Below are 22,550 nucleotides of genomic sequence, written 5' to 3'. Positions count from 1 at the left end.
AACGTCGGCGGCACGGCGTAGCCTGGCGGCATGTGCGGGAGATTCGTCGTGGCGAACGTCGGTGGGGAGCTCGTCAGCGAGCTGAGGGTCGATCTGGTCGCCGACGACCTGCCGGAGCCGTCGTACAACATCGCGCCCACCGCTCAGGTGGGCATCGTGCTCGACTCGGTCAAGGCCGAGCGGCCCGTGCGCCGGCTCGAGCGCGCCCGCTGGGGCCTCGTGCCCTCGTGGGCGAAGGATCTGTCGATCGGCGCGCGCGCCTTCAATGCCAGGGCCGAGGATCTGGAGCAGAAGCGCATGTTCCAGAACGCGCTCGCCCGGCGTCGCGCCATCGTCCCGGCCACCGGCTACTACGAGTGGCAGGAGCAGCAGACGGGCAAGGTGCCCCACTTCATCCATCCCGCCGACGGCTCGCCGCTGCTGTTCGCGGGCCTGTACGAGTGGTGGCGCGACAAGACCAAGACCGACGACGATCCGGACCGCTGGGTGCTGAGCTTCACGATCCTCACCCGTGACGCGATCGGATCGCTCGGCTCGATCCACGGGCGCATGCCGGTGTTCCTCGACGCCGACCACGCCGACGCGTGGCTCGACCCGGCCGTCGACCGCCCGCGCGACGTGCTCGACGCCGTCCTCGACGACGCGCCCCGCATCGCCGACACGCTCGCCTTCCACCCCGTCGACCGCGCGGTCGGCAACGTGCGCAACGACTCCCCCGCGCTCATCGATCCGGTGTGAGCGCCCTCGTCAGGGGCGGATGTGCACCGGTGTGCCCGGCGGCAGCTGCGCCAGGCGTGTGATGGTCTCGGCGCCCACACGGATGCAGCCGTTCGAGATCGCGCCCTCCCTGGCGTCGTGGTAGTGAAAGGCCGTGACGGCCGCATCCGACGCGCCGAAGCGGGCAAGCGTCGGCGACTGCACCGAGAGGTACACGATCGGGTTGCCCCTGGCGTACGCGAGGTCGGTCACAGCCGTCGTCATGATGTACGAGCGACCCAGGGGCGTCGGCGTCGCCTCCACACCCCATGCGAAGGACTCGGCGACCCGCTCGTGCTGATCGTCGTGGACGATGTCGATGGTCTGGCCGGAGATGCTCACCTCCACGGCGTAGGGGTTCGAAGAGATCTCCACGTCTGCCGCGCGCAGCCAGCCGGCGGTCTGGGCGGCCGAGCCCTCGGGCGGCACACCCTGACGCCCCGAGAGCAGCACCTCGACCCAGTGCTCCTCCTGCCTCACGACCGGAACGACGACGCCACCGTGCTGCTGTTCCCGCGGCAGCACGGCGACGGGCTCGCCGCCGGGTTCGGCGAAGACGGGCGCAACATCGCGTGCCTGCGCCACGAGCGGCAGCGTGGGCTCGGAGGGCGCATCGTCGAGCGGGATCCGGGCGTTCACGGTGAACACCTGCGCGGCGGACAGACCGGTCAGGTCGTAGGCGGCCGTGTCCGCCGCCGGGCCTGTGGGTGTGGGGGTGGGCGTCGGCGTGGGAGTGGGCGTCTCGGCCTGCGTCGCCGTCGCGCTCGGCGTCGGCGCTGTCTCGGTCTCCGCCGCTCGCGGCCACAGCACGAGGGCGAGCGCCACCGCGACGAGGGCGAGCACGCCCACCGCCGCGAGAATCATCCGCGTGCGCGTCGAGATGCGATCCGTCACCCCTCCATCGTGACATCATCGGAAGGATGAAGATCCTGTCCATCCAGTCCGCCGTGGCCTACGGCCACGCGGGCAACTCCGCCGCCGTCTTCCCCATGCAGCGCATCGGCGTGGAGGTGCTTCCCGTCTACACGGTGAACTTCTCCAACCACACCGGGTACGGCGCGTGGCGCGGCCCCGTGATGGATCCGAAGGACGTCGCCGACGTCATCATGGGCGTCGAGGAGCGCGGCGCGTTCGGCGAACTCGACGCCGTGCTGAGCGGCTACCAGGGCTCCGAGGGCATCGCCGACGTCATCATCGACGCCGTCGCGCGCGTGAAGGCCGCCAACCCGGCGGCGCTGTACGCGTGCGACCCGGTCATGGGCAACGCGCGGTCGGGCTGCTTCGTCGCCCCGGCGATCCCCGACCTGCTGCGCGACAAGGTCGTGCCCGTGGCCGACATCATCACGCCCAACCAGTTCGAGCTCGGCTTCCTCACCGGCACCGAGCCCGACACGATCGAGTCGACGCTCGCCTCGGCCGACCTCGCCCGCGCGATGGGGCCGCGGACCGTGCTGGTCACGAGCGTCGAGCGCCCGGATCGCGAGGACGGCACGATCGAGATGATGGCGATCGACGACGCCGGCGCGTGGATCGTGCAGACGGCGTACCTGCCGATGAAGGCGAACGGATCGGGCGACGTCACGGCCGCGCTGTTCACCTCGCACTACGTGCGCACGCGCGACGCGGCCGACGCCCTCGCCCGCACGGCCTCGAGCGTGTTCGGCCTGCTGGAGCAGACGCACGCCGCCGGCTCGAAGGAGCTCCACCTCGTCGAGGCGCAGGAGCACTACGCGAGCCCGCGCCTGGAGTTCGAGGTCCGTCGGGTCCGCTGATCGCGCCCTCGGCGCCCGGGTTCGACTGGTCGCTTCATCTCCGCGGCCTCCGGCCGCTCCGTTCAGCAACCGATCGGCGTCAACCGACGCCTACCCCACGGTTGCTGTACGGAGGCGCGCAGCGCCGGAGCTGAAGCGACCACCGCAACCGCCCGCATCCGCGTCGAGCCACGGCGCTAAACCCGCACGCGCTCGAGGAACCGCGCGTGGAAGCGCGTGTCACCCGTCACCTCGGGGTGGAAGGCCGTGCCGAGCAACGGCCCCTGCTCCACCGCGACGATCCGCCCGTCCGGCGTCCTCGCCAGCGCGTCGACGCCCGCGCCGATCCCCTCGACCACGGGCGCGCGGATGAAGGCCGCGTGCACGGGCGCCTCCCCCAGCGCGGGCACCTCCAGCGCGGCCTCGAAAGACTCCGTCTGCCGCCCGAACGCGTTGCGCCGCACCGTCGCGTCGAGGCCGCCGAAGGTCTGCTGTCCCTCGATGCCGTCCGCGATCCGATCCGCCAGCAGGATGAGACCCGCGCACGTGCCGTACACGGGCATCCCGGCACGGATCCGCTCGACGATCGCGTCTCGCACGCCGAACGAGCGCGCGAGCTTGTCGATGACGCTCGACTCGCCGCCCGGGATCACGAGCCCGCCGACCTCGCGCAGCTCCGGCTCTCGGCGCACGCGCACCACGCGCGCGCCGAGCCCCTCGAGCACGCGCTCGTGCTCGCGCACATCCCCCTGCAGCGCGAGCACGCCGACGACGGGTGCGCTCACCATCCGCGCTCGGCGAGCCGGTGGGGCGCCGGCACGTCGGCCACGTTGATGCCGACCATCGCCTCGCCCAGCCCGCGCGAGACCTCGGCGATCACCGACGGGTCGTCGTGGAACGTCGTCGCCTTCACGATCGCCGCCGCCCGGGCGGCCGGGTCGCCCGACTTGAAGATCCCGGACCCGACGAACACGCCGTCCGCGCCGAGCTGCATCATCATCGCCGCGTCCGCGGGGGTGGCGACGCCACCGGCGGTGAACAGCACGACCGGAAGCGATCCGGTGCGCGCGACCTCGGCCACCAGCTCGTAGGGCGCCTGCAGCTCCTTCGCGGCGACGTACAGCTCGTCGTCGCTCTTGGCCGCCAGCGCGCGGATCTCGCCGGTGATCTGCCGGATGTGGCGGGTGGCCTCGGAGACGTCGCCCGTGCCGGCCTCGCCCTTCGAGCGGATCATCGCCGCACCCTCCGTGATGCGCCGCAGCGCCTCGCCGAGGTTCGTCGCGCCGCAGACGAACGGCACGGTGAAGCCCCACTTGTCGATGTGGTTCGCGTAGTCGGCGGGCGAGAGCACCTCGGACTCGTCGATGTAGTCGACGCCGAGCTGCTGCAGCACCTGCGCCTCGACGAAGTGCCCGATGCGCGCCTTCGCCATGACGGGGATCGAGACGGCCTCGATGATCCCGTCGATGAGGTCCGGATCGCTCATGCGGGCCACCCCGCCCTGCGCCCGGATGTCGGCGGGCACGCGCTCGAGCGCCATCACGGCGACGGCGCCGGCGTCCTCGGCGATCCTCGCCTGGTCGGCGGTGACGACGTCCATGATGACCCCGCCCTTGAGCATCTCGGCGAGTCCGCGCTTGACCCGCGCGGTTCCGGTGGTCTCCGACATCCTGCTTCTCCTCACGCTCCGGCCGATTTGGCCTAGGCCATAACGTAGCACCGTGCGGCGCATAGGCTGGGCGACGATGACACACGGCGACATCTCGGGCGCGGCGGCCACCGCGCCGCGCATCACGGGTGGCACGGCCGGCGAGATCGCCGATGCGGTGCGCGGACTCGTGGAGCGCGGCGAGCTGCGCGCCGGCGACGCCCTGCCGCCCGTCCGCACGCTGGCCGCGCAGCTCGGCGTGAACCGCAACACCGCCGTCGCCGCCTACCGCCAGCTCGCCCAGGCCGGGCTCGTCGTCTCGCAGGGCCGCGGCGGCACCCGCATCGCGGGCGCCCCGCCCGTCGCCCAGGAGGGGTTCGCCTCGGCGGTTCCGGGCCCGGGCGCCCCGGAGCTGCGCGACGTCGGCGCCGCGAACCCCGACCCCGCGCTGCTGCCGAGCCTCGAGCCCGCGCTCGCCCGCCTCGCGCCGCGCCCGGTGCTCTACGGCGATGGCGTGATCGATCCGGGCCTCGAGGCGTGGGCGCGGGAGTGGCTCGCGCCCGACGTGCCGGATCCGATGCGGCTGACGATCACGAACGGCGCGTTCGATGCCGTCGAGCGGCTGCTCGCGCAGGCGCTCACGCGCGACGACGCCGTCGCGCTCGAGGACCCCTGCTATCTCGCGACCATCCGCACGGCGCGGCTCGCCGGCTACCGGCCCATCCCGGTTCCGGTCGACGACGAGGGCATGACCGTCGACGGGCTCCGCGCCGCGCTGGCCGACGGCGCCCGGGCCGTCGTGTGCACGCCGCGGGCGCAGAACCCGACCGGTGCGAGCCTGTCCGAGGCGCGCGCCGCGGCGCTGCGCGAGGTGCTGACGGAGCACCCGTACGTGGTCGTCATCGAGGACGACCACTACTCGCTGCTCTCGCGGCACCCGTACCGCTCGATGATCGGTCCCGACCACCGCCGGTGGGCGCTCGTGCGCTCGGTGTCGAAGTTCCTCGGCCCCGACATGTCGCTCGCGATCGTGGCGTCCGATCCGCACACCGCCGACCGCCTCGCCCTGCGCCTCAGCCCCGGCACGACCTGGGTGAGCCACCTGCTCCAGCGTCTCGCGCACGTCCTGCTGTCCGAACGCGCCACCCGCGAGGCGATCGAGGGCGCCGGCGCGCACTACGCGGCGCGCAACGCCGCCCTCGCCGCCCGCCTGCGCGCGCACGGCATGGCGGTCACGCCCGGCGACGGGCTGAGCCTGTGGGTGCCGGTCGGCGCGCCCGCGCGCGACGCCGCCGAGCGCCTGCGGGCGCGCGGCTGGCTCGTCCGGTCCGGCGACGAGTTCGCGCTCGGCGCCGCCGCCCCGTCCCGCCACCTGCGGGTGACCGCGCACCACCTCGACGACGCCGCCCAGGAGCGACTCGCGGCCGGCATCGCCGCCGCCTCCCGCGGCTGAGGGATCAGGCGGGCCAGGCGTCGGCGATCGCGGTGCGGACGTCTCCCAGCAGCTGCGGCAGCGCCTTCGTCTTCGCGATGATCGGGAAGAAGTTCGCGTCGCTGGCCCAGCGCGGCACGATGTGCTGGTGCAGGTGCTCCTCCACGCCCGCGCCGGCCACCTGGCCCTGGTTCATGCCGATGTTGAAGCCGTCGCAGCGCGACGTCGTGCGCAGGACGCCCATCGCCACCTGCGTGAGGTACGCGATCTCCGCCGTCTCCTCGATCGTGGCCTCGTCGTACTGACCCACGTGCCGGTACGGGCAGACGAGCAGGTGACCGGAGTTGTACGGGAAGAGGTTCAGCAGCACGAAGGCGTGCTCGCCGCGGTGCACGATGAGCCCGTCCTCGTCCGAGCGATCCGGCGCGGCGCAGAACGGGCAGCCGCTGCCGCGGTTCACGTCGGCGCCGGCATTGATGTACGCCATGCGGTGCGGCGTCCACAGCCGCTGGAACGCGTCGGGCACGCGGCCGAAGTCGCTCTCCGGCTCGAGCTGGGTGAACTCCTCGCGCGGATCGTCCGTCACGCCGCGCCCTCGAGCGTCGCGTCGGCGAGCGTCGCGTCCTCGTCGCGCAGCACGAGCTTCTTCGCCGCGATGAGCCCCGTCACGAGCGCGACGGCCTCATCCACCGGCACGCCGTTGCGCTGCGATCCGTCGCGGAAGCGGAACGACACCGTGCCTGCCGAGCGGTCCTGCTCGCCCGCGATGAGGATGAGCGGCACCTTGCTCGTCGTGTGCGTGCGGATCTTCTTCTGCATGCGGTCGTCCGAGTGGTCGACCTCGGCGCGCACGCCGGCCGCCCTGAGCCGGTTCACGACGTCCTGCAGGTAGTCGCCGAACTCGTCGGCGACGGGGACGCCCATCACCTGCACGGGCGCGAGCCACACCGGGAAGTCGCCGGCGTAGTGCTCGAGCAGGATCGCGAAGAACCGCTCGATCGATCCGAACAGCGCGCGGTGGATCATGATCGGGCGCTGCTTGGATCCGTCGGCGGCCGTGTACTCCAGCCCGAAGCGCTCGGGCAGGTTGAAGTCCAGCTGCACGGTCGACAGCTGCCACGAGCGGCCGATGGCGTCGGTCACCTTGAGGTCGATCTTCGGGCCGTAGAACGCGGCCTCGCCCGGTTCCTCGACGAGGTCGAGGCCCGTGGACCGCGCGACGTCGCGGAGCGCGTCGGTGGCGGTGGCCCAGATCTCCTCGTCGCCGATCCACTTCTCCTTCTCGTCGTCGCGCATCGACAGCTCGAGCCGGAAGTCGGTGAGGCCGAAGTCCTTCAGCAGGTCGATCTCGAAGGCCAGCACGTGGGCGACCTCCTCGGCGATCTGCTCGCGCGTGACGAAGATGTGCGCATCGTCCTGCGTGAAGCCGCGCACGCGCGTGAGGCCGTGCAGCGCGCCCGAGAGCTCGTTGCGGTAGACCGTGCCGTTCTCGGCCAGGCGCAGCGGCAGCTCGCGGTACGAGCGCGCCTTCTCGCGGTAGATGAGGATGTGCATGGGGCAGTTCATCGGCTTCAGGTAGTAGTCGACGCCCTGCTTGGTGACGTTGCCCTCGTCGTCGCGCTCCTCGTCCATGCGGATCGGGGGCCACATCCCCTCGCCGTACGTGACGAGGTGGTTCGAGGTGACGAAGAGATCCTTCTTCGTGATGTGCGGCGTGTAGACGTAGCTGTAGCCGTTCTCGATGTGACGGCGGCGGGCGTGCTGCTCCATCTCGCCGCGCACGATGCCGCCCTTGGGGTGCCACACCGACAGCCCCGAGCCGATCTCGTCCGGGAACGAGAACAGGTCCATCTCGCGCCCGAGCTTGCGGTGATCGCGGCGAGCCGCCTCCTCGAGGCGGTTCTTGTACGCGACGAGCTCGTCCTTGCTTGGCCACGCGGTGCCGTAGATGCGCTGCAGCTGCGGGTTCTTCTCGCTGCCGCGCCAATAGGCGCCGGCGATGCGCAGGATGTCCCAGCCGTTGCCGACCATGCGGGTGGAGGGCACGTGCGGGCCGCGGCAGAGGTCCTTCCACTTCGTCTCGCCCGTCTTGGCGTCGACGTTGTCGTAGATCGTGAGCTCGCCGGCGCCCACCTCGACCGAGGCGCCCTCCGCGGCCTCCTTCGTGCCGCCCTTCAGCCCGATGAGCTCGAGCTTGAACGGCTCGTCGGCGAGCTCGGCGCGTGCCTCGTCGTCGGTCACGGCGCGGCGCACGAAGCGCTGGCCCTCCTTGACGATGCGCTGCATCTCGCGCTTGATCGCCTTGAGGTCCTCGGGCGTGAAGGGCTCGTCCACGCCGAAGTCGTAGTAGAAGCCGTCCTGGATGAACGGCCCGATGCCCAGCTTCGCGGCGGGGTTGATCGTCTGCACCGCCTGCGCGAGCACGTGCGCCGTCGAGTGGCGCAGGATGTTCAGGCCGTCCTCGCTGTCGATCGTCACCGGCTCGACCGTCTGCGTGTCCGTGACCTCCGTCGCGAGGTCCTTGAGGTCGCCGTCGACGCGCATGGCGACGACGTTCTTGTCGGGGAACAGATCGAATCCGGTGCTCACCCGTCAATCCTACGGCGCGGCGGGGGTCGCGCCCGGCGCGCCCGCGAAGCGCTGCTGGCCCAGCACGGCGAGCAGGCGCAGCTTCTCCCACGCCTCGGTGCGCGGCGGCGCCGTGAGCACGAGGAGCGTCTGCGACTGGTCCTCGGTGAACAGCGCCTGGCAATCCACGTCGATCGGCCCCAGCTCGGGATGCACGAGCGTCTTGTGGTCCTCGAAGCGGCGCGCCACCTCGTGCCGCTCCCACAGGCCGGCGAACTCCTCGCTCGTCGCGCGCAGCACGCACACGAGCTCGCCCGCCCGCGAGCGCGCGCCCCCGAGCCCGTACGCCGCGCGCAGGTTGGCCACGAGCGCGCGCGACTGCCGCTCGCGATCGTCCTCGGGATACAGGGTGCGCGAGGCCGGATCGGCGAACCAGCGATGGATGTCGCTGCGGTCCCAGCCCGTGCGGGCGGTGTGATCGCCGAACAGCGCGACCGCCGGCCGGTTGGCGACGAGCGTCTCGCCCAGGCTCGTCAGGATGAGCGCGGGCGTGTCGTCGAGGCGGTCGAGCACGCGCATCAGGCCGGGCGCGACGTGCCCGGCGTCGCCGGACCGATCCGGCGCCGCGTGCCCGGCCAAGCGGAAGACGTAGTCGCGCTCGTCGGCCGTGAGCCGCAGCGTGCGGGCGAGCGCCTGCAGCATCTGGGTGCTGGGCTGCGGTCCCCTGGCCTGCTCGAGGCGCGTGTAGTAGTCGACCGACATGCCCGTGAGCTGCGCCACCTCCTCGCGCCGCAGCCCGGTCGCGCGGCGGCGGGCACCGGGTGGCAGTCCGAGATCGCCCGGCTGCAGCTGTCCGCGGCGGCGGCGCAGGAAGTCGGCCAGCTCGGTGCGTTCCATCCGTCCATCATGCGCGCCGCGGCCGCCGCGAGCCAGGGATCGCCGATCCCCCGATCCGCGGGTCTCTCCCGCCGCTCGCGCGGCGCGCGCACGCTGGAGCGCATGGACATCACACGAGACACCGTCTTCATCCCCGGCGCCACGAGCGGCATCGGGCTCGCCCTCGCGCGCCGCCTGCAGGACCGCGGCAGCACCGTGATCATCGGCGGCCGGCGGCAGGAGCTGCTCGGCCGCCTCGCCGCCGAGCACGGCTTCGGCACCGTGCGGATCGACACCACCGACCCCGAGAGCATCCGCGCCGCCTCGGCCGAGGTCATCGCGCGCTGGCCCGAGGTGAACGCCGTCGTCCTCATGGCGGGCATCATGGTCCCCGAGGACTGGCGCACGCCGGCGTTCCTCGACACCGCCGAGCGCATCGTGACGACGAACGTGCTCGGCCCGATCCGGCTCATCGCCGCGTTCGTCGAGCACCTGCGCTCCCGCCCCGCCGCCACGATCGTCACCGTCTCGAGCGGCCTGGCCTCGGTGCCGCTGCGGCCCACGCCCACCTACAACGCGAGCAAGGCGTTCGTGCACATGCTGAGCGAGTCGATCCGCCTCGAGCTGGAGGGCACGGGCGTGGCGGTCACCGAGGTCGTGCCGCCCTCGGTGCAGACCGATCTCATGCCCGGCCAGGCCGAGAACCCGCTCGCGATGCCGCTCGACGAGTTCGCCGACGAGGTGCTCTCGCTGCTCGAGACGCAGCCCGAGGCGCACGAGATCCTCGTCGAGCGCGTGAAGTTCCTGCGGTTCGCCGAGGTGCGCGGCGAGTACGACCAGGCGGTCGAGGCGGTCAACGCCACCGATCCGCACGCCCGCGACTGAGCGGATCAGCCGGGCAGACCCGCGACTGAGCGGATCAGCCGGGCAGCTGGCGGCCGAACATGTCGGCCGTGGCGCGGGCGCTCGGCGTGCCGGCGTCGAGGTCGGCGCCGGCCGCGGCGAGCGCGGCGGTGACCTCGTCGTGGCCCTTGAACACCGCGCCCGCCACGGGAGACTGGCCGCGGTCGTTCAGGCGGTTCACGTCGGCGCCGCGCGCGATGAGCCCCTCGACGAGGGCGAGGTGCCCGTTGTACGCCGCGAGCATGAGGAGCGTGTCGCCGGCCGCGTTGGTGAGGTCGGCGCTCACGCCCTCGTCGATGTAGCCGAGCAGGCGCTCGTCGCCCTCGCGCGCGAGGTCGAAGAGGCGGTTCGCGAACTCGATCACGTCGTCGGGCAGCTCGTCGTCGCGCGTCTCGTCGCTCATCTCGTCCTCCGCTCGCCTCGCGCCGGCCGGTGTGGCGGCCCGTCCCTTCAGGGTAACGAGATCGGCGCCCCGCCGCGGGCTCATCAGTGGATCGCGGGCGGCACGTGGGCGCGACGCCCGCCAACCAGGTCGGCCGCCGGGATGCAAGCCCCTGCCGACCCCGCCGGCCGCTCACTACGCTCGCGGGCATGACCGTGACGCTCCAGGGACTGTCCACCGTCGTGCCCCCGACCGTGCTCGTCCAGGACGAGGTGCGCGACGTCTTCGCCGCCCAACCCGGACTGAGCCGACTCGGCAGCCGGATCGTGTCCACCGCCTTCCGGGAATCGGGGATCGAGACGCGGCACACGGTGCTCGAGGAGCTGAGCAGGCGCCCCCGAGAGGACGGCGAGGCGCCGGTGTTCTTCGACCAGGCCTCCGGCGAGCTGCTGCTGCCGGGCACCCGCGCCCGCAACGACGTCTACGCGGCGCACGCGAGCCGCCTCTACGTCGACGCCGGCCGGGCGGCGCTGGAGTCGGCCGGGCTCGAGGCCGATCGCGTCACCCACGTCATCACCGTCTCGTGCACGGGCTTCTACGCGCCCGGCCCCGACTTCCAGGTGGCACGGGAACTCGGCATGCGCCCCGGGGTGCAGCGCTACCACCTGGGCTTCATGGGCTGCTACGCCGCCATGCCGGCCCTGCGGCTCGCGGCGCAGCTGTGCAAGGCCGATCCGCGGGCCGTCGTGCTCGTCATCAGCGTCGAGCTGTGCACGCTGCACCTTCGCGCGTCCGACGATCCGGACACGATCGTCGCCACCTCCCTCTTCGCCGACGGTGCCGCCGCCGGCGTCGTCACGAGCTGCCCGCCCGTGCCCGGCACCCGCGTGCTGGGGCTGGATCGCTTCGCCACGCGGATCACGCCGGAGGGCGAGGGCGACATGGCCTGGCGGATCGGCGACCACGGCTTCGAGATCGGCCTGTCGAACGCCGTGCCCTCGATCATCGGCGAGCACGTCATCGGCGCCGTCGAGCCCCTTTTCGCCCACGAGCGCGAGCTCGCGTCGGCGCTCGAGGCCGGCACCGCCGCGGACGCCATCGCGCACTGGGCCGTGCACCCGGGCGGGCGGAGCATCCTCGATCGCGTGGAATCGGCCCTGGGGCTGCGCGAGGATCAGCTCGCGCCGCCGCGCGCGGTGCTGCGCGAGTACGGCAACATGTCGAGCGCGACCGTGATGTTCGTGCTGCGCCGCGTGCTCGACTCCCCCGCCGCCGATGGTGACCGCGTCGCCGCCATGGCGTTCGGCCCCGGCCTCACGGTCGAGTCCGCGCTGCTGACCGTGCGGGGCTGAGGTGACAGCCTTCCTCGCCGAGCGCGACGCGGAGGCCCGCGAGCTCATGGACGATCCTGCCTGCGACCTCCGCGCCCTCGAGCGCACCTACCGGCGCTTTCCGCTCGTCAACGCGGTCGTCTCCGGCCAGCGCGCCATCTACCGGCGGTGGATCCGGCCGCGGCTGCCTCGGGATCGCCCCTGCCGGGTGCTGGACGTCGGCACGGGAGGAGCGGACCTGCCGCACCGCCTGGTGCGCTGGGCGCGGCGCGACGACCGCGAGGTGCGCGTCGTCGCGATCGATCCCGATCCGCGCGCCATCGCCTACGCCCGTCGCCGCGCCGCCGCGCCGGGCCTCGAGCTGCGCGCCGCGTCCACGCGCGATCTGCGCGTGGCGGGCGAGCGGTTCGACGTCGTCGTGTCGAACCACGTGCTGCACCACCTCAGCGACCACGAGGTCGAGGGGCTCCTCGACGACACCGCGGCGCTCGTGGCCCCCGGCGGCATCGCGGTGCACGCCGACATCGAGCGCTCGCGGTTCGCGTACGCCGCCTTCGCCGCCGCCACCTGGCCGCTGCAGGCGGGCCCGCTGCGCGGCACCTACATCCGCCCGGACGGGCTCACCTCGATCCGCCGCAGCCGCACGGCCGACGAGGCCGCCGCGCTGGCGCCCCGGGGATGGCGCGTGCGGCGCGGGTTCCCCTCGCGGTGGGAGCTCGTGTGGGGCGCGACGTGAGCCGCTCCGCCGACGTCACCGTCGTCGGAGCCGGGCCCGTCGGCCTGCTGCTCGCGTGCCTGCTCGCGCGCGACGGCGTGGACGTCGCCGTCTGCGAGCGCCGAGAGCGCCCGGCGGGGCTGCCGCGCGCGATCGGTGTGCATCCGCCGGGGCTGGCCGCCCTCGACGGCGCCGGTGTGGGGCGTGCCGTGCGCGCGGAGGCCGCACCGATCCGCCGCGGGCTGGCGCTGTGCGGTGAGCGCGAACTCGGCCGGCTGCGGTTCGAGGGACGGCCCGTACTCTCGCTGCCGCAGGACCGCACCGAGGCGCTGCTCGAGGAGCGGCTGGCCGCGTTGGCTCCCGGGGCGCTGCGGCGCGGCCGGGCCGTGACGGGCCTGCGGCAGTCCGCCGGCGACGTCCGACTCGACCTCACCGGATCCGATCCGCTCGCGGCCCGCTACGTCGTCGCAGCCGACGGCGTGCGCAGCCCGGTGCGCGACATGCTGGGCATCACCACCCGGCCCCGCGGCGGCGCGGCCGACTACGTGATGGCCGACGCCTACGGGTGGCGCGGGGCGGCCGAGGACGAGGCCGTCATCCACCTGGAGCCCGACGGCGTGGTCGAGTCGTTCCCCCTGCCCGGCGGGCTGCGCCGCTGGGTGATCCGGGTGCCGCGCGCCGCCGCCCCCGACGACGCCGAGGCGTTCGCCGCGCTCCTGAGTCGGCGCGTCGGTGTGCGCGTGGCGGAGCGCCGCCTCAGCGCGCCCAGCCCGTTCACGGCGCGCCAGCGGGTGAGCGAGCGGCTCGCTCTCGGTCGCGTGGCGCTCGTCGGCGACGCGGCCCACGAGGTGAGCCCGATCGGCGGGCAGGGCATGAACCTCGGCTGGGTGGGTGCCGTCGACCTCGCCGCGACCCTCCTCGACGCCCTCGAGCGCGGCGCGCCGCCGGCCCCGTTCCTCGGCTACGAGGGGCGGCGACGACGCGCGGCCGGCGTCGCCATGCGGCGCGCGGCCTTCAACATGGCCATGGGCGCCCCGGTCAGCGGCACGCGCCGGCTCGCCCGGGACGCGGCCGTCCGCGTGCTGGCCCGGCCGCCGGCGCGCACCGCGCTCGCGCGGGCGTTCACGATGCAGGGCATCTGACCCGACCGCCACCGCCTCCCCGTCCGCGCCGACACGCCTAGCGACCGCCCCTCGGGCCGTCAACCCGATCGCTCCCGCTGCCGCCCCCGACCTAGCGTCGAGGGACACCGACGAAGGGAGACGACATGAGCGACGCCCAGCGTGGCAACACGACGCACGGTCCCCGGGTCGACGAGCAGCTCGAGCAGGAGACGCGCGGCATGGTGCAGGGCCACGGCAGCCCGCACGCCGAGCCGTTCCGCGAGAGCGAGCCGCTGCCCGACGACACCGACGACCCGGAGGTGGAGCGGGCCTTCCGCGGCGACGACGCCGGCGAGCGCGGCGACGAGGAGGCGGCCGATGACTGACGGCGTCGACCTCGCCGCGCTGCTGGCCCAGCAGGGGCCGTGGACGTACGCCTACGTCGAGGGGCACGGCGACGAGCCGCAGCCCACCGAACGATCCCGCCGGCGCACCGTGACGGATCGGCTCGCCGAGTGCGCCGCACCCCCGCGCGATGTCGAGGCGATCCAGGAGGCGCTCGACGAGGACGGCGGGCTGCCCAGCCCCTCGGTGCGCTACCTGCTGGCGCGGGACGGACGGATCGAGGCGGACGAGCGATTCCTGGGGCCCCGCCTCGGGCCGGAGCTCATCGGGCACGGCCCCTTGCCGTGCGTGCTGCCGCTGCTGCGCCATCGCGCCGCCGATCTGCGCTACCTCGTCGTCGAGACGGGCCGCGAGGGCGCGCAGGTGCGGGTGGAGCGCGCGGGCCGGGCGCGCATCGAGGCGTCGGAGGACGTCGAGGGCCGCACCGACAGCCTGCCCAAGGTGCAGGCCGGCGGCTGGTCGCACCTGCGGTACCAGCAGCACTCCGAGGAGATCTGGGCGCAGACCCAGGGCGAGGTGGCCGAGGCCGTCGAGCGCCTCGCGCGCGAGCACGCGCCACGGTTCGTCGTGATCGCGGGCGACGTGCGCGCGCGGCAGCTGCTGCGCGACCAGCTCGGCCCCGCGCTGACCGGTCGCGTGGTCGAGGTCGACGCCCACACGCGGGCGGCGGGCGCCGACGGCGGGGCGCGCGACACCGCCATCGCCGAGGCCATCGATCGCGCGATGCGCGCGGATCTGGACGCGGTCGTCGACCGGGCATCGGCCGGCGGCGGCGCCTCGGGCGCCCGCGGCACTGCCGACGTGATCGCGGCCCTGCAGCAGGCGCGGGTCGACACGCTGCTGCTCGATGCCCGGATGCTCGACGCGACCGAGACGCTCGACGCCCTCGACGGCCCGCCGTGGGTGGCCGACGGGGAGGCGGTCGGCGCCGAGCGGATCGCGCCCGTCCCCCTCGCCGAGGCGCTCGCCCGCGCGGCGCTGCTCTCGGGCGCGCGGGTGCTCGTCGTGGAGGAGAACGGCCTGCCCGACGACGCCCCGCGGCCGCAGCTCGAGACGCCGCCCCCGCTGGCCGCGCTGCGCTGGAGCGACGGCGATGCGCGCGCCGACTGAGGCCCTGCCCGAAGCGACCATCCGCGTCAAGGCCCTCGCCGGTGCCCGCCCGGCGGTGCTTGCCTGAGCTACCGCGGATCGGCCGCGAGCGAGAGAGGACACATCATGACCACGGCACGGAACGCAGGAACCGGGCGCTTCGCGGAGACGCCCGTGCAGAAGGTCGCCCTCGTCTACGGGGTCGTCTTCCTGATCGTCGGGATCGGCGGATTCATCCCCGGTCTGACGACCGGCATGGAGACGATGCAGTTCGCCGGGCACGAGTCGGAGGCGATGCTGCTCGGGATCTTCCAGGTCTCGATCCTGCACAACATCGTCCACCTGCTGTACGGCGTCGCCGGCGTCGCCGTGGCGCGCGCGTTCGGCGCCTCCAAGCAGTACCTCATCTGGGGCGGCGCGGTGTACGCCGTGATCTGGCTGTACGGCCTGTTCGTGCCGCACGACCACGGCGCCAACTTCGTGCCCCTCAACACGGCCGACAACTGGCTGCACCTCGTGCTCGCGGTCACCATGATCGCGCTCGGCGTGCTGCTCGGCCGCTCGCACGCCTCGCGCCGGCGCGGCGGCGACGAGCACCTGGCCGTCTGAGCGATGCGGGGAGGGATCGTCCCCTCCCCGCATCCTCAGCCCCGCAACGCAGAAAACCCCCGGCGGGCCGGGGGTTTCGTTCGGTGCGCGATACTGGGATCGAACCAGTGACCTCTTCCGTGTCAGGGAAGCGCGCTACCGCTGCGCTAATCGCGCTCAAGAGAGCTGTTCAATTTTAACGAGGTGGCGACGGGATTCGAACCCGTGTAAACGGCTTTGCAGGCCGGTGCCTAGCCTCTCGGCCACGCCACCGCGGGGGATTCGAATTTACCCGCATGCCGGGCTCCTCCCGAAGGAGGCCCTGCACTCGAGCGGATGACGAGACTCGAACTCGCGACCCTCACCTTGGCAAGGTGATGCGCTACCAACTGCGCTACATCCGCGTTGTCTCCGGATCTCCCCGGCGACTCATATGACTATAGGCGATTCCCGTCGCGGCTCCAAACCGAGCCCGCATCTCGGGCGCGTCACGCTCCGTTCACCTGCGCCGCCGCAACGAGAAACCCCCCGGCCGGGTGGCCAGGGGGTTTCCAAGGTTTCGGTGGGCGATGCGGGACTCGAACCCACGACCTCTTCCGTGTGAAGGAAGCGCGCTAACCAACTGCGCCAATCGCCCGATCCGCGATGCGGAGGGGGCCCGCGAGCGGGCCGACATCGATACTACCCGATCCGCGACGCGACTCCCCACACGGGCGGATCCCGCGCGCGTCACGGCGACGCGCTCACTCCCCCGCCGACCAGCCGTAGCGCTGCTGCAGCCGCCGCGCGACGAGGGTGAAGCGCTCGAGATCGAGCGCGGCCGCCTCGCCGCGCATGCCGCCGACGTGCACGCTGTAGAGCTGGTCGAGGTCGGCCCACGACGGCCGCCCCTTCGCATCCCACGGCCCGGATCCGAGCGGCAGGAACTCCCGATCGCCGTCGTGCGAGCGGCTCGTGAGCTTGATGGCGTAGACGCGATCGGCCGTGTGAGCGCCGATCACGAGCACGGGGCGGTCCTTGCCGCGGCCGTCGCCCTCCTCGTACGGCACCCATGTCCACACGACCTCGCCGGCGTCGGGCGCGCCGTCGCGGTCCGGCGCGTAGCTCAGGCGCAGGTCGGGCACCCCGTGCGGGTTGACCTCGACGGTGTCGGTCGTCGACAGCGACGGCAGCTCCTCGGAGGTGCGGCGTCGCCGGGTGGGAGCGCGCCGCGCACCGCCCCCGCCGTCCTTGCGCAGCGCGGAGGCGAGCAGGTCGAGCGCGGCGCCGGCCAGGGCGCCGAGGATTCCGTTGCGGGCCATGCCGAGAGCCTACTGTCGCCCCCGCACCGCGGCGGCTGTCGCGTGCGCGCCGCCGCGGCGCACGCACGAGCGAGGGCGCCCCGGCCGGAACCGGGACGCCCTCGCTCGGGAATCGCTGGCGGAGGAGGTCACTTGACCTCGTACGCGTAGCCCTCCTCGCCGTGCACGACCGTGTCGACACCGGCGAGCTCGTCCTCGTTCTTGATGCGGAAGCCGATCGTCTTCTCGATCGCGAAGCCCAGGATCCAGGCGATGACGAACGAGTAGACGAGCGTGCCGACGGCGCCGATGAACTGCACCACGAGCTGCTCGAAGCCGCCGCCCGTGAACAGGCCGGTGTCGATCGCCGCGAAGCCGAGGTACAGCGTTCCGATGAGGCCGCCGACCAGGTGCACGCCGACCACGTCGAGCGAGTCGTCGTAGCCCAGCTTCCACTTGAGCTCGATCGCGAGGGCGCAGACGGCGCCGGCGATGAGGCCGAGGATGATCGCCGCGAGCGGCGTCAGGTTGGCGCACGCCGGGGTGATGGCGACGAGACCGGCGACGGCGCCCGAGGCGGCGCCCACGGAGGTGGACTTGCCGTCCTTGAACTTCTCGACTGCGATCCAGCCGATGACCGCCGCGGCCGGGGCCACGAGCGTGTTGACGATGATCAGGCCCGTGCCGACGTTGCCGTCCTCACCGAGGGGCGCGGCCGTGAGGCCGGCGTTGAAGCCGAACCAGCCGAACCACAGCACCGAGGCGCCGAGCATCACCAGCGGCACGCTGTGCGGCTTGTTGATGCCCTTCTGGAAGCCGACGCGCTTGCCGAGCACGAGCGCCAGCGCCAGGGCCGCGGCACCCGCGTTGATGTGCACCGCGGTGCCGCCCGCCCAGTCGATGACGGCGACGCCCGACTCGGGGAACATCATCTCGCCGAGGCTGTAGATCCAGCCGCCGCCCCACACCCAGGCCGCGACGGGGAAGTACACGATCGTGGCCCACAGGCCGGCGAAGAGCATCCACGACCAGAACTTTGCGCGGTCGGCGATCGCGCCCGAGATCAGGGCGACGGTGATGATGGCGAGCGTCGCGCCGAACGCCGAGAGCACGAGGCCCTCGCCCGTCGTGTCGGTCGTGGCCAGCGACGCGAGGCCGAAGTCGGAGAAGGGGTTGCCGGCGAACGCCCACGGGCTGTCGACCGCGGTCATGTTGAAGCCGTACAGCACCCAGAGCACGGCGATGAGACCCAGCGCGCCGAAGCTCATCATCATCATGCTCACGACGCTCTTGGCCTTGACCAGACCGCCGTAGAAGAACGCCACACCGGGCGTCATGAAAAGCACCAGCGCCGTGGCGATCATCGTCCAGGCGAGTTGTCCGTCGCTCATGTGTTTCCTTAGTGGTTCGGGTAGCAGGACACCGGTGAGCTGAGGTCGATATGGAGCGCTCGACCGGATCGCTCCGATCCTGTCCCGCCCGCTTTACCACCGGGCACCCGCGCGGGTTACGGGCCTGTTACGTCACCCGCCCGCACGTTAATTCCACGTTTCGCACCGCCGCGCATCCGCTCCCGGATCGCTCAGGAATGCGTGGAGGCGACCAGGCGCGAGATCGCGCGCAGGTACTTCTTGCGGTACCCGCCGGCGAGCATCTCGTCGCTGAACACCTCGTGCAGCGGCGCCCCGGTGGCGCGGATCGGCAGCTGCGCGTCGTACACGCGGTCGACGAACGCGACGAAGCGCAGCGCCTCCGACTGATCCGTGATGCGCCGCACGTCTCGCAGCCCCACGGCGCGGATGCCGTCGATGAGCCGGATGTAGCGGGAGGGGTGCACGTGCGCGAGGTGCGCGATCAGCTCCTCGAAGCCGTCGTCCGAGACGGTGCCGCCGACGGCCGCGAGGGTCGGGGCGTACTCGTCATCCCCCAGCACGCGCGCCTCGCCGTCGAGCGAGCGCTGGCGGAAGTCGACGCCGTCGATGCGGATCGTCTGGAAGCTGTCGGCCATCGCGTGGATCTCGCGCAGGAAGTCCTGCGCGGCGAAGCGGCCCTCGCCCAGCGCGTTCGGCGGGGTGTTGCTCGTGGCCGCCAGGCGCGTGCCGGTCGCGACGAGCTCGCCGAGCAGGCGCGTCATGACCATCGTGTCGCCCGGGTCGTCGAGCTCGAACTCGTCGATGCACAGCAGCGCCGAGCCGCGCAGCAGCTCGACGGTGTTCTTGTAGCCGAGCGCGCCCACGAGGGCCGTGTACTCGATGAACGATCCGAAGTACTTCCGGCGGGCGGGCACGGCGTGATAGATCGCGGCCAGCAGGTGGGTCTTGCCCACGCCGAAGCCGCCGTCCAGGTAGACGCCCGGCTTCGTCTCGGGCGCCTTCGGCTTGCGCGAGAAGAGCCCGCGCTTGGCGGGCTGGGCGCCCATCGCGAACGCCGACAGCAGCTCCTTCGCCTCCTGCTGGGAGGGGTGGTCGGCGTCGACGCGGTAGGACTCGAACGTCGCGTCGTCGAACTGCGGCGGGGGCACGAGGCTCCCGAGCATCTCCTCCCCCGTCAGCTGAGGCTGACGCTCCGCGAGGCGGACGGTGGCGATGCCGGCGGGGGCCTGGGTCATGATGCCCGAGTCTACCGGGGGCACGGCTCCCCCGGTGCGCGGGAGCCGGCGCGCTCAGTCCGTCTCAGGCGCGAGGGCGTTCGCGGCCAGCCAGTCGCGGATCGCGGTGTTCCAGCGCGCCTCGTCGTAGTTCCAGAGCTTGGTGTGGCGTGCGGTCGTGAACGGCACGAGCGTCACGATGTCGGGACGCAGCTCCGCCAGGCGCCGCGAGGCGTCCGCCGGCACGTATCCGTCGTCGTCGCTGTGCAGGATGAGGATCGGACGGTCCAGCTCCACGCCGCGGGCGACCATGTCGAGCGCATCGAAGTCGATGACCCGCCCGATCCGGTGCACGCGCGACGCGATGCCCGATTCGAGCATGCCCATCGTCGCGCTGGCGGCGAGCGGCGGCATGCCCATGGCGCGCGCCTGGAAGCGCAGCACGGTGCGCCAGTCGACGACCGGGGACTCCAGGATGAGACCGGCGATCGCGTCGTGGTGCGCCGTGTTCACGAGCGTCTGCAGCGCGATGGCCCCGCCCATCGACCAGCCCATCAGAACGATGCGCCGGGCGCCGTGCGCGAGCGCGAACTCGATCGCGGCCTCCACGTCGGGCCACTCGGTCGTGCCGAGCCCGTAGAGGCCTGTCGTGCTCTTCGGCGCGACGCCGTCGTTGCGATACGAGATCAGCAGCGACGTGATGCCCGCCTCGCGGAATGCGGGAACGGCGCGGATCGTCTCGGCGCGCTGCGTGCCCCGACCGTGCACGACGACCGCCCACGTCTCGCCGGTGCCCTCCTCGCCGACGCCCGCGGGCACGAGCCACGCCGGGGCGTCGCCGATCGGCGTGGTCACCTCGACCTCCCGGTATGGCACGTGCAGCTCGGCCGGCGACTCGAAGTACCACCCGCTGAACGCGGCGGGCCGGCCGATCGACGCCCCTCGCCCGATGTGCGTGAGGAGCTTGCGCGTCACCGTCTCCTCGTCGCTGCGCAGCACGGCGCCGATCTTGAGGTAGTCGGTCGTGCCGCTCGTGAACAGCCCGTAGCGGCCGGGCAGCTCCGTGTCGGGCGTGCGCGAGAGCGTGATGGTCTGGGCCGCGGTGTCGACGGCGTGAACCTCGACGTCGGCCACCCGCATGGCCGGGGTCACGACGACGCGCGCCACGCGGGCGATGCGCGCGGCGACGGTGCCGATCGCCCCGGCGACCAGCCCGATGCCGGTCGCGGCGAGCAGCAGCCCGACGCCGAGGGGTGCGGCGCGCCTGGAGTGCTTCATGACCCCCTCACTCTAATCTGTCGGCGTGACAGACCACGGTCCGGTTCCGGACGCCTTCGCCCACGCGGAGGCGCGCCTGCGGGCCGCCGCGTTCCGCAGCGACTTCGCGGTGCGCGAGATCCCCTCCCCGCAGGGGGTCGCGCCGTTCTCGCTGGCCGTCGCCGGCGACGTCCGCCCCGACGCGCACGGCGACTCCCCGTACGGCACCGGCCGCTTCATCCTGCTGCACGATCCCGCCGAGCCGTCGTCCTGGGGCGGCCCGTTCCGCATCGTCTCGTTCGCGCAGGCGCCCCTCGAGCCCGAGATCGGGACGGATCCCCTGCTGGCGGATGTGACGTGGTCCTGGCTCATCGATGCGCTGGAGACGCGCGGGGCGGCGTACCATTCGGCATCGGGCACGGCCACGAAGATCCTCTCGACGGGGTTCGGCGGGCTCGCCGAGGAGGGAGACGGCGCGCAGATCGAGCTGCGCGCGTCGTGGACCCCCGAGGGCGACCCGCGCGATCACATCGAGGCGTGGGCCGAGCTCGTGTGCATGCTCGCCGGTCTGCCCCCGGGATCCGAGCAGATCGCGGTCTTCGGGGCCAGGAAGGCGGAACGTGACTGACTACCGGGTGATCGACACCCCGGAGGGACTGACGGACGCGGCCGAGCGGATCGCCGGCGGCGAGGGCCCTGTGGCCGTGGATGTGGAGCGCGCATCGGGCTTCCGCTACTCCCAGCGCGCCTATCTCGTGCAGATGTTCCGTCGCGGCGCGGGGCTGTTCCTCTTCGACCCGCCGCCGATCGGCGACTTCTCGGCGCTGCAGGCGGCGATCGGCGACGTCGAGTGGGTGCTGCACGCCGCGAGTCAGGATCTGCCCTCGCTCGCCGGGCTGGGCCTGCGCCCGCCGTCGATCTTCGACACCGAGCTGTCGGCGCGCCTGCTCGGCTGGCCCCGCGTGGGGCTCGCCGCGGTCACGGAGCAGGCCATCGGCGTCGTGCTGAAGAAGGAGCACTCCGCCGCCGACTGGTCCACGCGCCCCCTGCCGCAGGCCTGGCTCGAGTACGCGGCGCTCGACGTCGAGCACCTCGTCGACGTGCGCGACGTCCTCGTCGAGGCTCTCGAGGCGTCGGGGAAGACCGAGTGGGCGCGCCAGGAGTTCGAGGAGGTGCGCCTGCGCGAGCCCAAGCCGCCGCGCGCGGATCCGTGGCGGCGCCTCAGCGGCCTGCACCAGGTGCGCGGCCGCCGCGGCCTGGCGATCGCCCGCGAGCTGTGGCTCTCGCGCGAGCGGCTGGCGCAGGAGCAGGACGTCGCACCCGGGCGCCTCGTGCCCGACCGCGCCCTCGTGGCCGCGGTGCTCGCCGCGCCCACCTCGAAGGCGCAGCTCGCGGCCCTGAAGGACTTCACCGGCCGCGCCAGCCGCACCCAGCTCGATCGCTGGTGGGCGGCGCTCGATGCGGGCCGCACGACGAGCGACGTGCCGCCGGACCGCCTCCCGGGATCCGACACGCTGCCGCCGCCCAAGGCGTGGCGCGACCGCAACCCGGAGGCCGACGCGCGGCTGCGCTCGGCCCGCCCGGCCGTCGCCGAGCTCGCCGAGCGCATCGAGATGCCCACCGAGAACCTGCTCACGCCCGAGGTGCTGCGGCGCGTGGCGTGGGAGCCGCCGACGCCGATCACGGCCGACGCCGTCGCCGACGCGCTGCGGGCGCTCGGCGCGCGGCCGTGGCAGGTGGAACTCACCGCGCCCATCATCGCGGAGGCGTTTGTCCATCCGGTGCAAGAGGCCCCCGAACCGGCGGACGCGGCTTCGTAGGTACTCCCCAACCGGTTGGCCCCGGCGTTGCAGGATCCCCATAGGCTGGGATCACTCGA

Annotated in this window: 23 protein-coding genes and 4 tRNA genes; 12 read left to right on the top strand and 15 right to left on the bottom strand. The window is 72.9% G+C overall.

Features of this window, described 5'->3' with window-relative positions:
- Window positions 1–30 precede the first annotated feature (30 nt).
- On the top strand, window positions 31–738 hold the full coding sequence (locus tag ACODR5_RS04605; RefSeq protein WP_449854184.1) for an SOS response-associated peptidase: 708 nt from the start codon (window positions 31–33) through the stop codon (window positions 736–738).
- Between the two features lie 9 nt (window positions 739–747).
- Here ACODR5_RS04605 and ACODR5_RS04600 read toward each other — a convergent pair whose 3' ends face one another.
- Entirely contained in the window at window positions 748–1,650 is a 903-nt protein-coding gene (locus ACODR5_RS04600; RefSeq protein ID WP_449854183.1) for a L,D-transpeptidase, read from the bottom strand.
- Window positions 1,651–1,676: 26 nt separating this feature from the next.
- Here ACODR5_RS04600 and pdxY point away from each other — a divergent pair, with 26 nt between their 5' ends.
- The gene (gene pdxY / locus ACODR5_RS04595; protein ID WP_488982876.1) at window positions 1,677–2,528 is read left to right on the top strand and encodes a pyridoxal kinase PdxY; all 852 of its coding nucleotides are present in this window, start codon (window positions 1,677–1,679) and stop codon (window positions 2,526–2,528) included.
- 176 nt (window positions 2,529–2,704) lie between these two features.
- On the opposite strand, the gene pdxT is transcribed toward pdxY, so the two are convergent.
- Together pdxT and pdxS are read right to left on the bottom strand one after the other, a co-directional pair.
- Window positions 2,705–3,295: a pyridoxal 5'-phosphate synthase glutaminase subunit PdxT gene (gene pdxT / locus ACODR5_RS04590; RefSeq protein ID WP_449854181.1), complete on the bottom strand. Its 591-nt coding sequence runs from the start codon at window positions 3,293–3,295 to the stop codon at window positions 2,705–2,707.
- A complete protein-coding gene (gene pdxS / locus ACODR5_RS04585; RefSeq protein WP_449854180.1) occupies window positions 3,289–4,176 on the bottom strand; it encodes a pyridoxal 5'-phosphate synthase lyase subunit PdxS in 888 nt (295 codons plus the stop codon). The genes pdxT and pdxS overlap by 7 nt, the downstream gene beginning before the upstream one ends.
- Window positions 4,177–4,252: 76 nt before the next feature.
- Between pdxS and ACODR5_RS04580 the strand changes: the two genes are divergently transcribed.
- Window positions 4,253–5,608 (top strand): aminotransferase class I/II-fold pyridoxal phosphate-dependent enzyme, encoded by a 1,356-nt coding sequence (locus tag ACODR5_RS04580; RefSeq protein ID WP_488982875.1) that lies wholly within the window; start codon window positions 4,253–4,255, stop codon window positions 5,606–5,608.
- 4 nt (window positions 5,609–5,612) lie between these two features.
- On the opposite strand, the gene ACODR5_RS04575 is transcribed toward ACODR5_RS04580, so the two are convergent.
- The 3 genes from ACODR5_RS04575 to ACODR5_RS04565 are packed head-to-tail and all read right to left on the bottom strand — an operon-like array spanning window position 5,613 to window position 9,052.
- A complete protein-coding gene (locus ACODR5_RS04575) occupies window positions 5,613–6,173 on the bottom strand; it encodes an HIT family protein (RefSeq protein ID WP_488982874.1) in 561 nt (186 codons plus the stop codon).
- A complete protein-coding gene (gene thrS, locus ACODR5_RS04570; RefSeq protein WP_488982896.1) occupies window positions 6,170–8,131 on the bottom strand; it encodes a threonine--tRNA ligase in 1,962 nt (653 codons plus the stop codon). Before thrS ends, ACODR5_RS04575 begins: the two co-directional genes overlap by 4 nt.
- Before the next feature lie 54 nt (window positions 8,132–8,185).
- Window positions 8,186–9,052 carry a helix-turn-helix transcriptional regulator gene (locus tag ACODR5_RS04565; protein ID WP_488982873.1) on the bottom strand — a complete coding sequence of 289 codons (867 nt, stop codon included), beginning with the start codon at window positions 9,050–9,052 and terminating at the stop codon, window positions 8,186–8,188.
- Between the two features lie 102 nt (window positions 9,053–9,154).
- On the opposite strand from ACODR5_RS04565, the gene ACODR5_RS04560 reads away from it, so the two are divergent.
- Window positions 9,155–9,916, top strand: a complete 762-nt coding sequence (locus ACODR5_RS04560) for an SDR family oxidoreductase (protein ID WP_488982872.1) — start codon at window positions 9,155–9,157, stop codon at window positions 9,914–9,916.
- 34 nt (window positions 9,917–9,950) lie between these two features.
- Here the strand turns inward: ACODR5_RS04560 and ACODR5_RS04555 are convergent, their stop codons facing one another.
- Entirely contained in the window at window positions 9,951–10,337 is a 387-nt protein-coding gene (locus ACODR5_RS04555) for an ankyrin repeat domain-containing protein (protein WP_488982871.1), read from the bottom strand.
- A 188-nt stretch (window positions 10,338–10,525) separates the two neighbouring features.
- Between ACODR5_RS04555 and ACODR5_RS04550 the strand changes: the two genes are divergently transcribed.
- The 6 genes from ACODR5_RS04550 to ACODR5_RS04525 all read left to right on the top strand — a co-directional run bounded on the left by ACODR5_RS04550 (window position 10,526) and on the right by ACODR5_RS04525 (window position 15,568).
- Window positions 10,526–11,668, top strand: a complete 1,143-nt coding sequence (locus ACODR5_RS04550) for a type III polyketide synthase (RefSeq protein ID WP_488982870.1) — start codon at window positions 10,526–10,528, stop codon at window positions 11,666–11,668.
- 1 nt (window position 11,669) lies between these two features.
- Window positions 11,670–12,383, top strand: coding sequence for a methyltransferase domain-containing protein (locus tag ACODR5_RS04545; protein WP_488982869.1), 714 nt, complete (start codon window positions 11,670–11,672; stop codon window positions 12,381–12,383).
- The gene (locus ACODR5_RS04540) at window positions 12,380–13,504 is read left to right on the top strand and encodes an FAD-dependent oxidoreductase (RefSeq protein WP_488982868.1); all 1,125 of its coding nucleotides are present in this window, start codon (window positions 12,380–12,382) and stop codon (window positions 13,502–13,504) included. Before ACODR5_RS04545 ends, ACODR5_RS04540 begins: the two co-directional genes overlap by 4 nt.
- A gap of 125 nt (window positions 13,505–13,629) precedes the next feature.
- Complete coding sequence (locus tag ACODR5_RS04535; protein ID WP_449854172.1) at window positions 13,630–13,851, top strand: hypothetical protein; 222 nt, start codon at window positions 13,630–13,632, stop codon at window positions 13,849–13,851.
- Window positions 13,844–14,980: a baeRF2 domain-containing protein gene (locus ACODR5_RS04530; RefSeq protein ID WP_488982867.1), complete on the top strand. Its 1,137-nt coding sequence runs from the start codon at window positions 13,844–13,846 to the stop codon at window positions 14,978–14,980. Before ACODR5_RS04535 ends, ACODR5_RS04530 begins: the two co-directional genes overlap by 8 nt.
- A 105-nt stretch (window positions 14,981–15,085) precedes the next feature.
- On the top strand, window positions 15,086–15,568 hold the full coding sequence (locus ACODR5_RS04525; RefSeq protein WP_449854170.1) for a DUF4383 domain-containing protein: 483 nt from the start codon (window positions 15,086–15,088) through the stop codon (window positions 15,566–15,568).
- An 84-nt stretch (window positions 15,569–15,652) separates the two neighbouring features.
- Here the strand turns inward: ACODR5_RS04525 and ACODR5_RS04520 are convergent.
- From ACODR5_RS04520 to ACODR5_RS04485, 8 genes are all read right to left on the bottom strand, one after another.
- Window positions 15,653–15,724: transfer RNA gene (locus ACODR5_RS04520), tRNA-Val, on the bottom strand.
- 25 nt (window positions 15,725–15,749) lie between these two features.
- Window positions 15,750–15,820: transfer RNA gene (locus ACODR5_RS04515), tRNA-Cys, on the bottom strand.
- Window positions 15,821–15,878: 58 nt separating this feature from the next.
- Window positions 15,879–15,951, bottom strand: a tRNA-Gly gene (locus ACODR5_RS04510).
- Window positions 15,952–16,110: 159 nt separating this feature from the next.
- A tRNA-Val gene (locus tag ACODR5_RS04505) sits at window positions 16,111–16,184 on the bottom strand.
- A 106-nt stretch (window positions 16,185–16,290) separates the two neighbouring features.
- A complete protein-coding gene (locus ACODR5_RS04500) occupies window positions 16,291–16,848 on the bottom strand; it encodes a type II toxin-antitoxin system PemK/MazF family toxin (protein WP_488982866.1) in 558 nt (185 codons plus the stop codon).
- Between the two features lie 128 nt (window positions 16,849–16,976).
- Complete coding sequence (locus ACODR5_RS04495; RefSeq protein WP_488982865.1) at window positions 16,977–18,218, bottom strand: ammonium transporter; 1,242 nt, start codon at window positions 18,216–18,218, stop codon at window positions 16,977–16,979.
- Between the two features lie 191 nt (window positions 18,219–18,409).
- Window positions 18,410–19,435: a cell division protein ZapE gene (gene zapE / locus ACODR5_RS04490; protein ID WP_488982864.1), complete on the bottom strand. Its 1,026-nt coding sequence runs from the start codon at window positions 19,433–19,435 to the stop codon at window positions 18,410–18,412.
- 54 nt (window positions 19,436–19,489) lie between these two features.
- Window positions 19,490–20,692, bottom strand: a complete 1,203-nt coding sequence (locus ACODR5_RS04485) for an alpha/beta hydrolase (protein ID WP_488982863.1) — start codon at window positions 20,690–20,692, stop codon at window positions 19,490–19,492.
- A 25-nt stretch (window positions 20,693–20,717) separates the two neighbouring features.
- On the opposite strand from ACODR5_RS04485, the gene ACODR5_RS04480 reads away from it, so the two are divergent.
- Both ACODR5_RS04480 and ACODR5_RS04475 read left to right on the top strand, forming a co-directional pair.
- On the top strand, window positions 20,718–21,299 hold the full coding sequence (locus tag ACODR5_RS04480; RefSeq protein WP_488982862.1) for a DUF3000 domain-containing protein: 582 nt from the start codon (window positions 20,718–20,720) through the stop codon (window positions 21,297–21,299).
- On the top strand, window positions 21,292–22,491 hold the full coding sequence (locus tag ACODR5_RS04475; RefSeq protein WP_488982861.1) for an HRDC domain-containing protein: 1,200 nt from the start codon (window positions 21,292–21,294) through the stop codon (window positions 22,489–22,491). The genes ACODR5_RS04480 and ACODR5_RS04475 overlap by 8 nt, the downstream gene beginning before the upstream one ends.
- Window positions 22,492–22,550: the final 59 nt, after the last annotated feature.

This window comes from Microbacterium sp. FG3 (assembly GCF_057809335.1).
The sequence above is the reverse complement of the archived record's forward strand: the minus strand, read 5'-3'. Positions and strand labels throughout refer to the sequence as shown.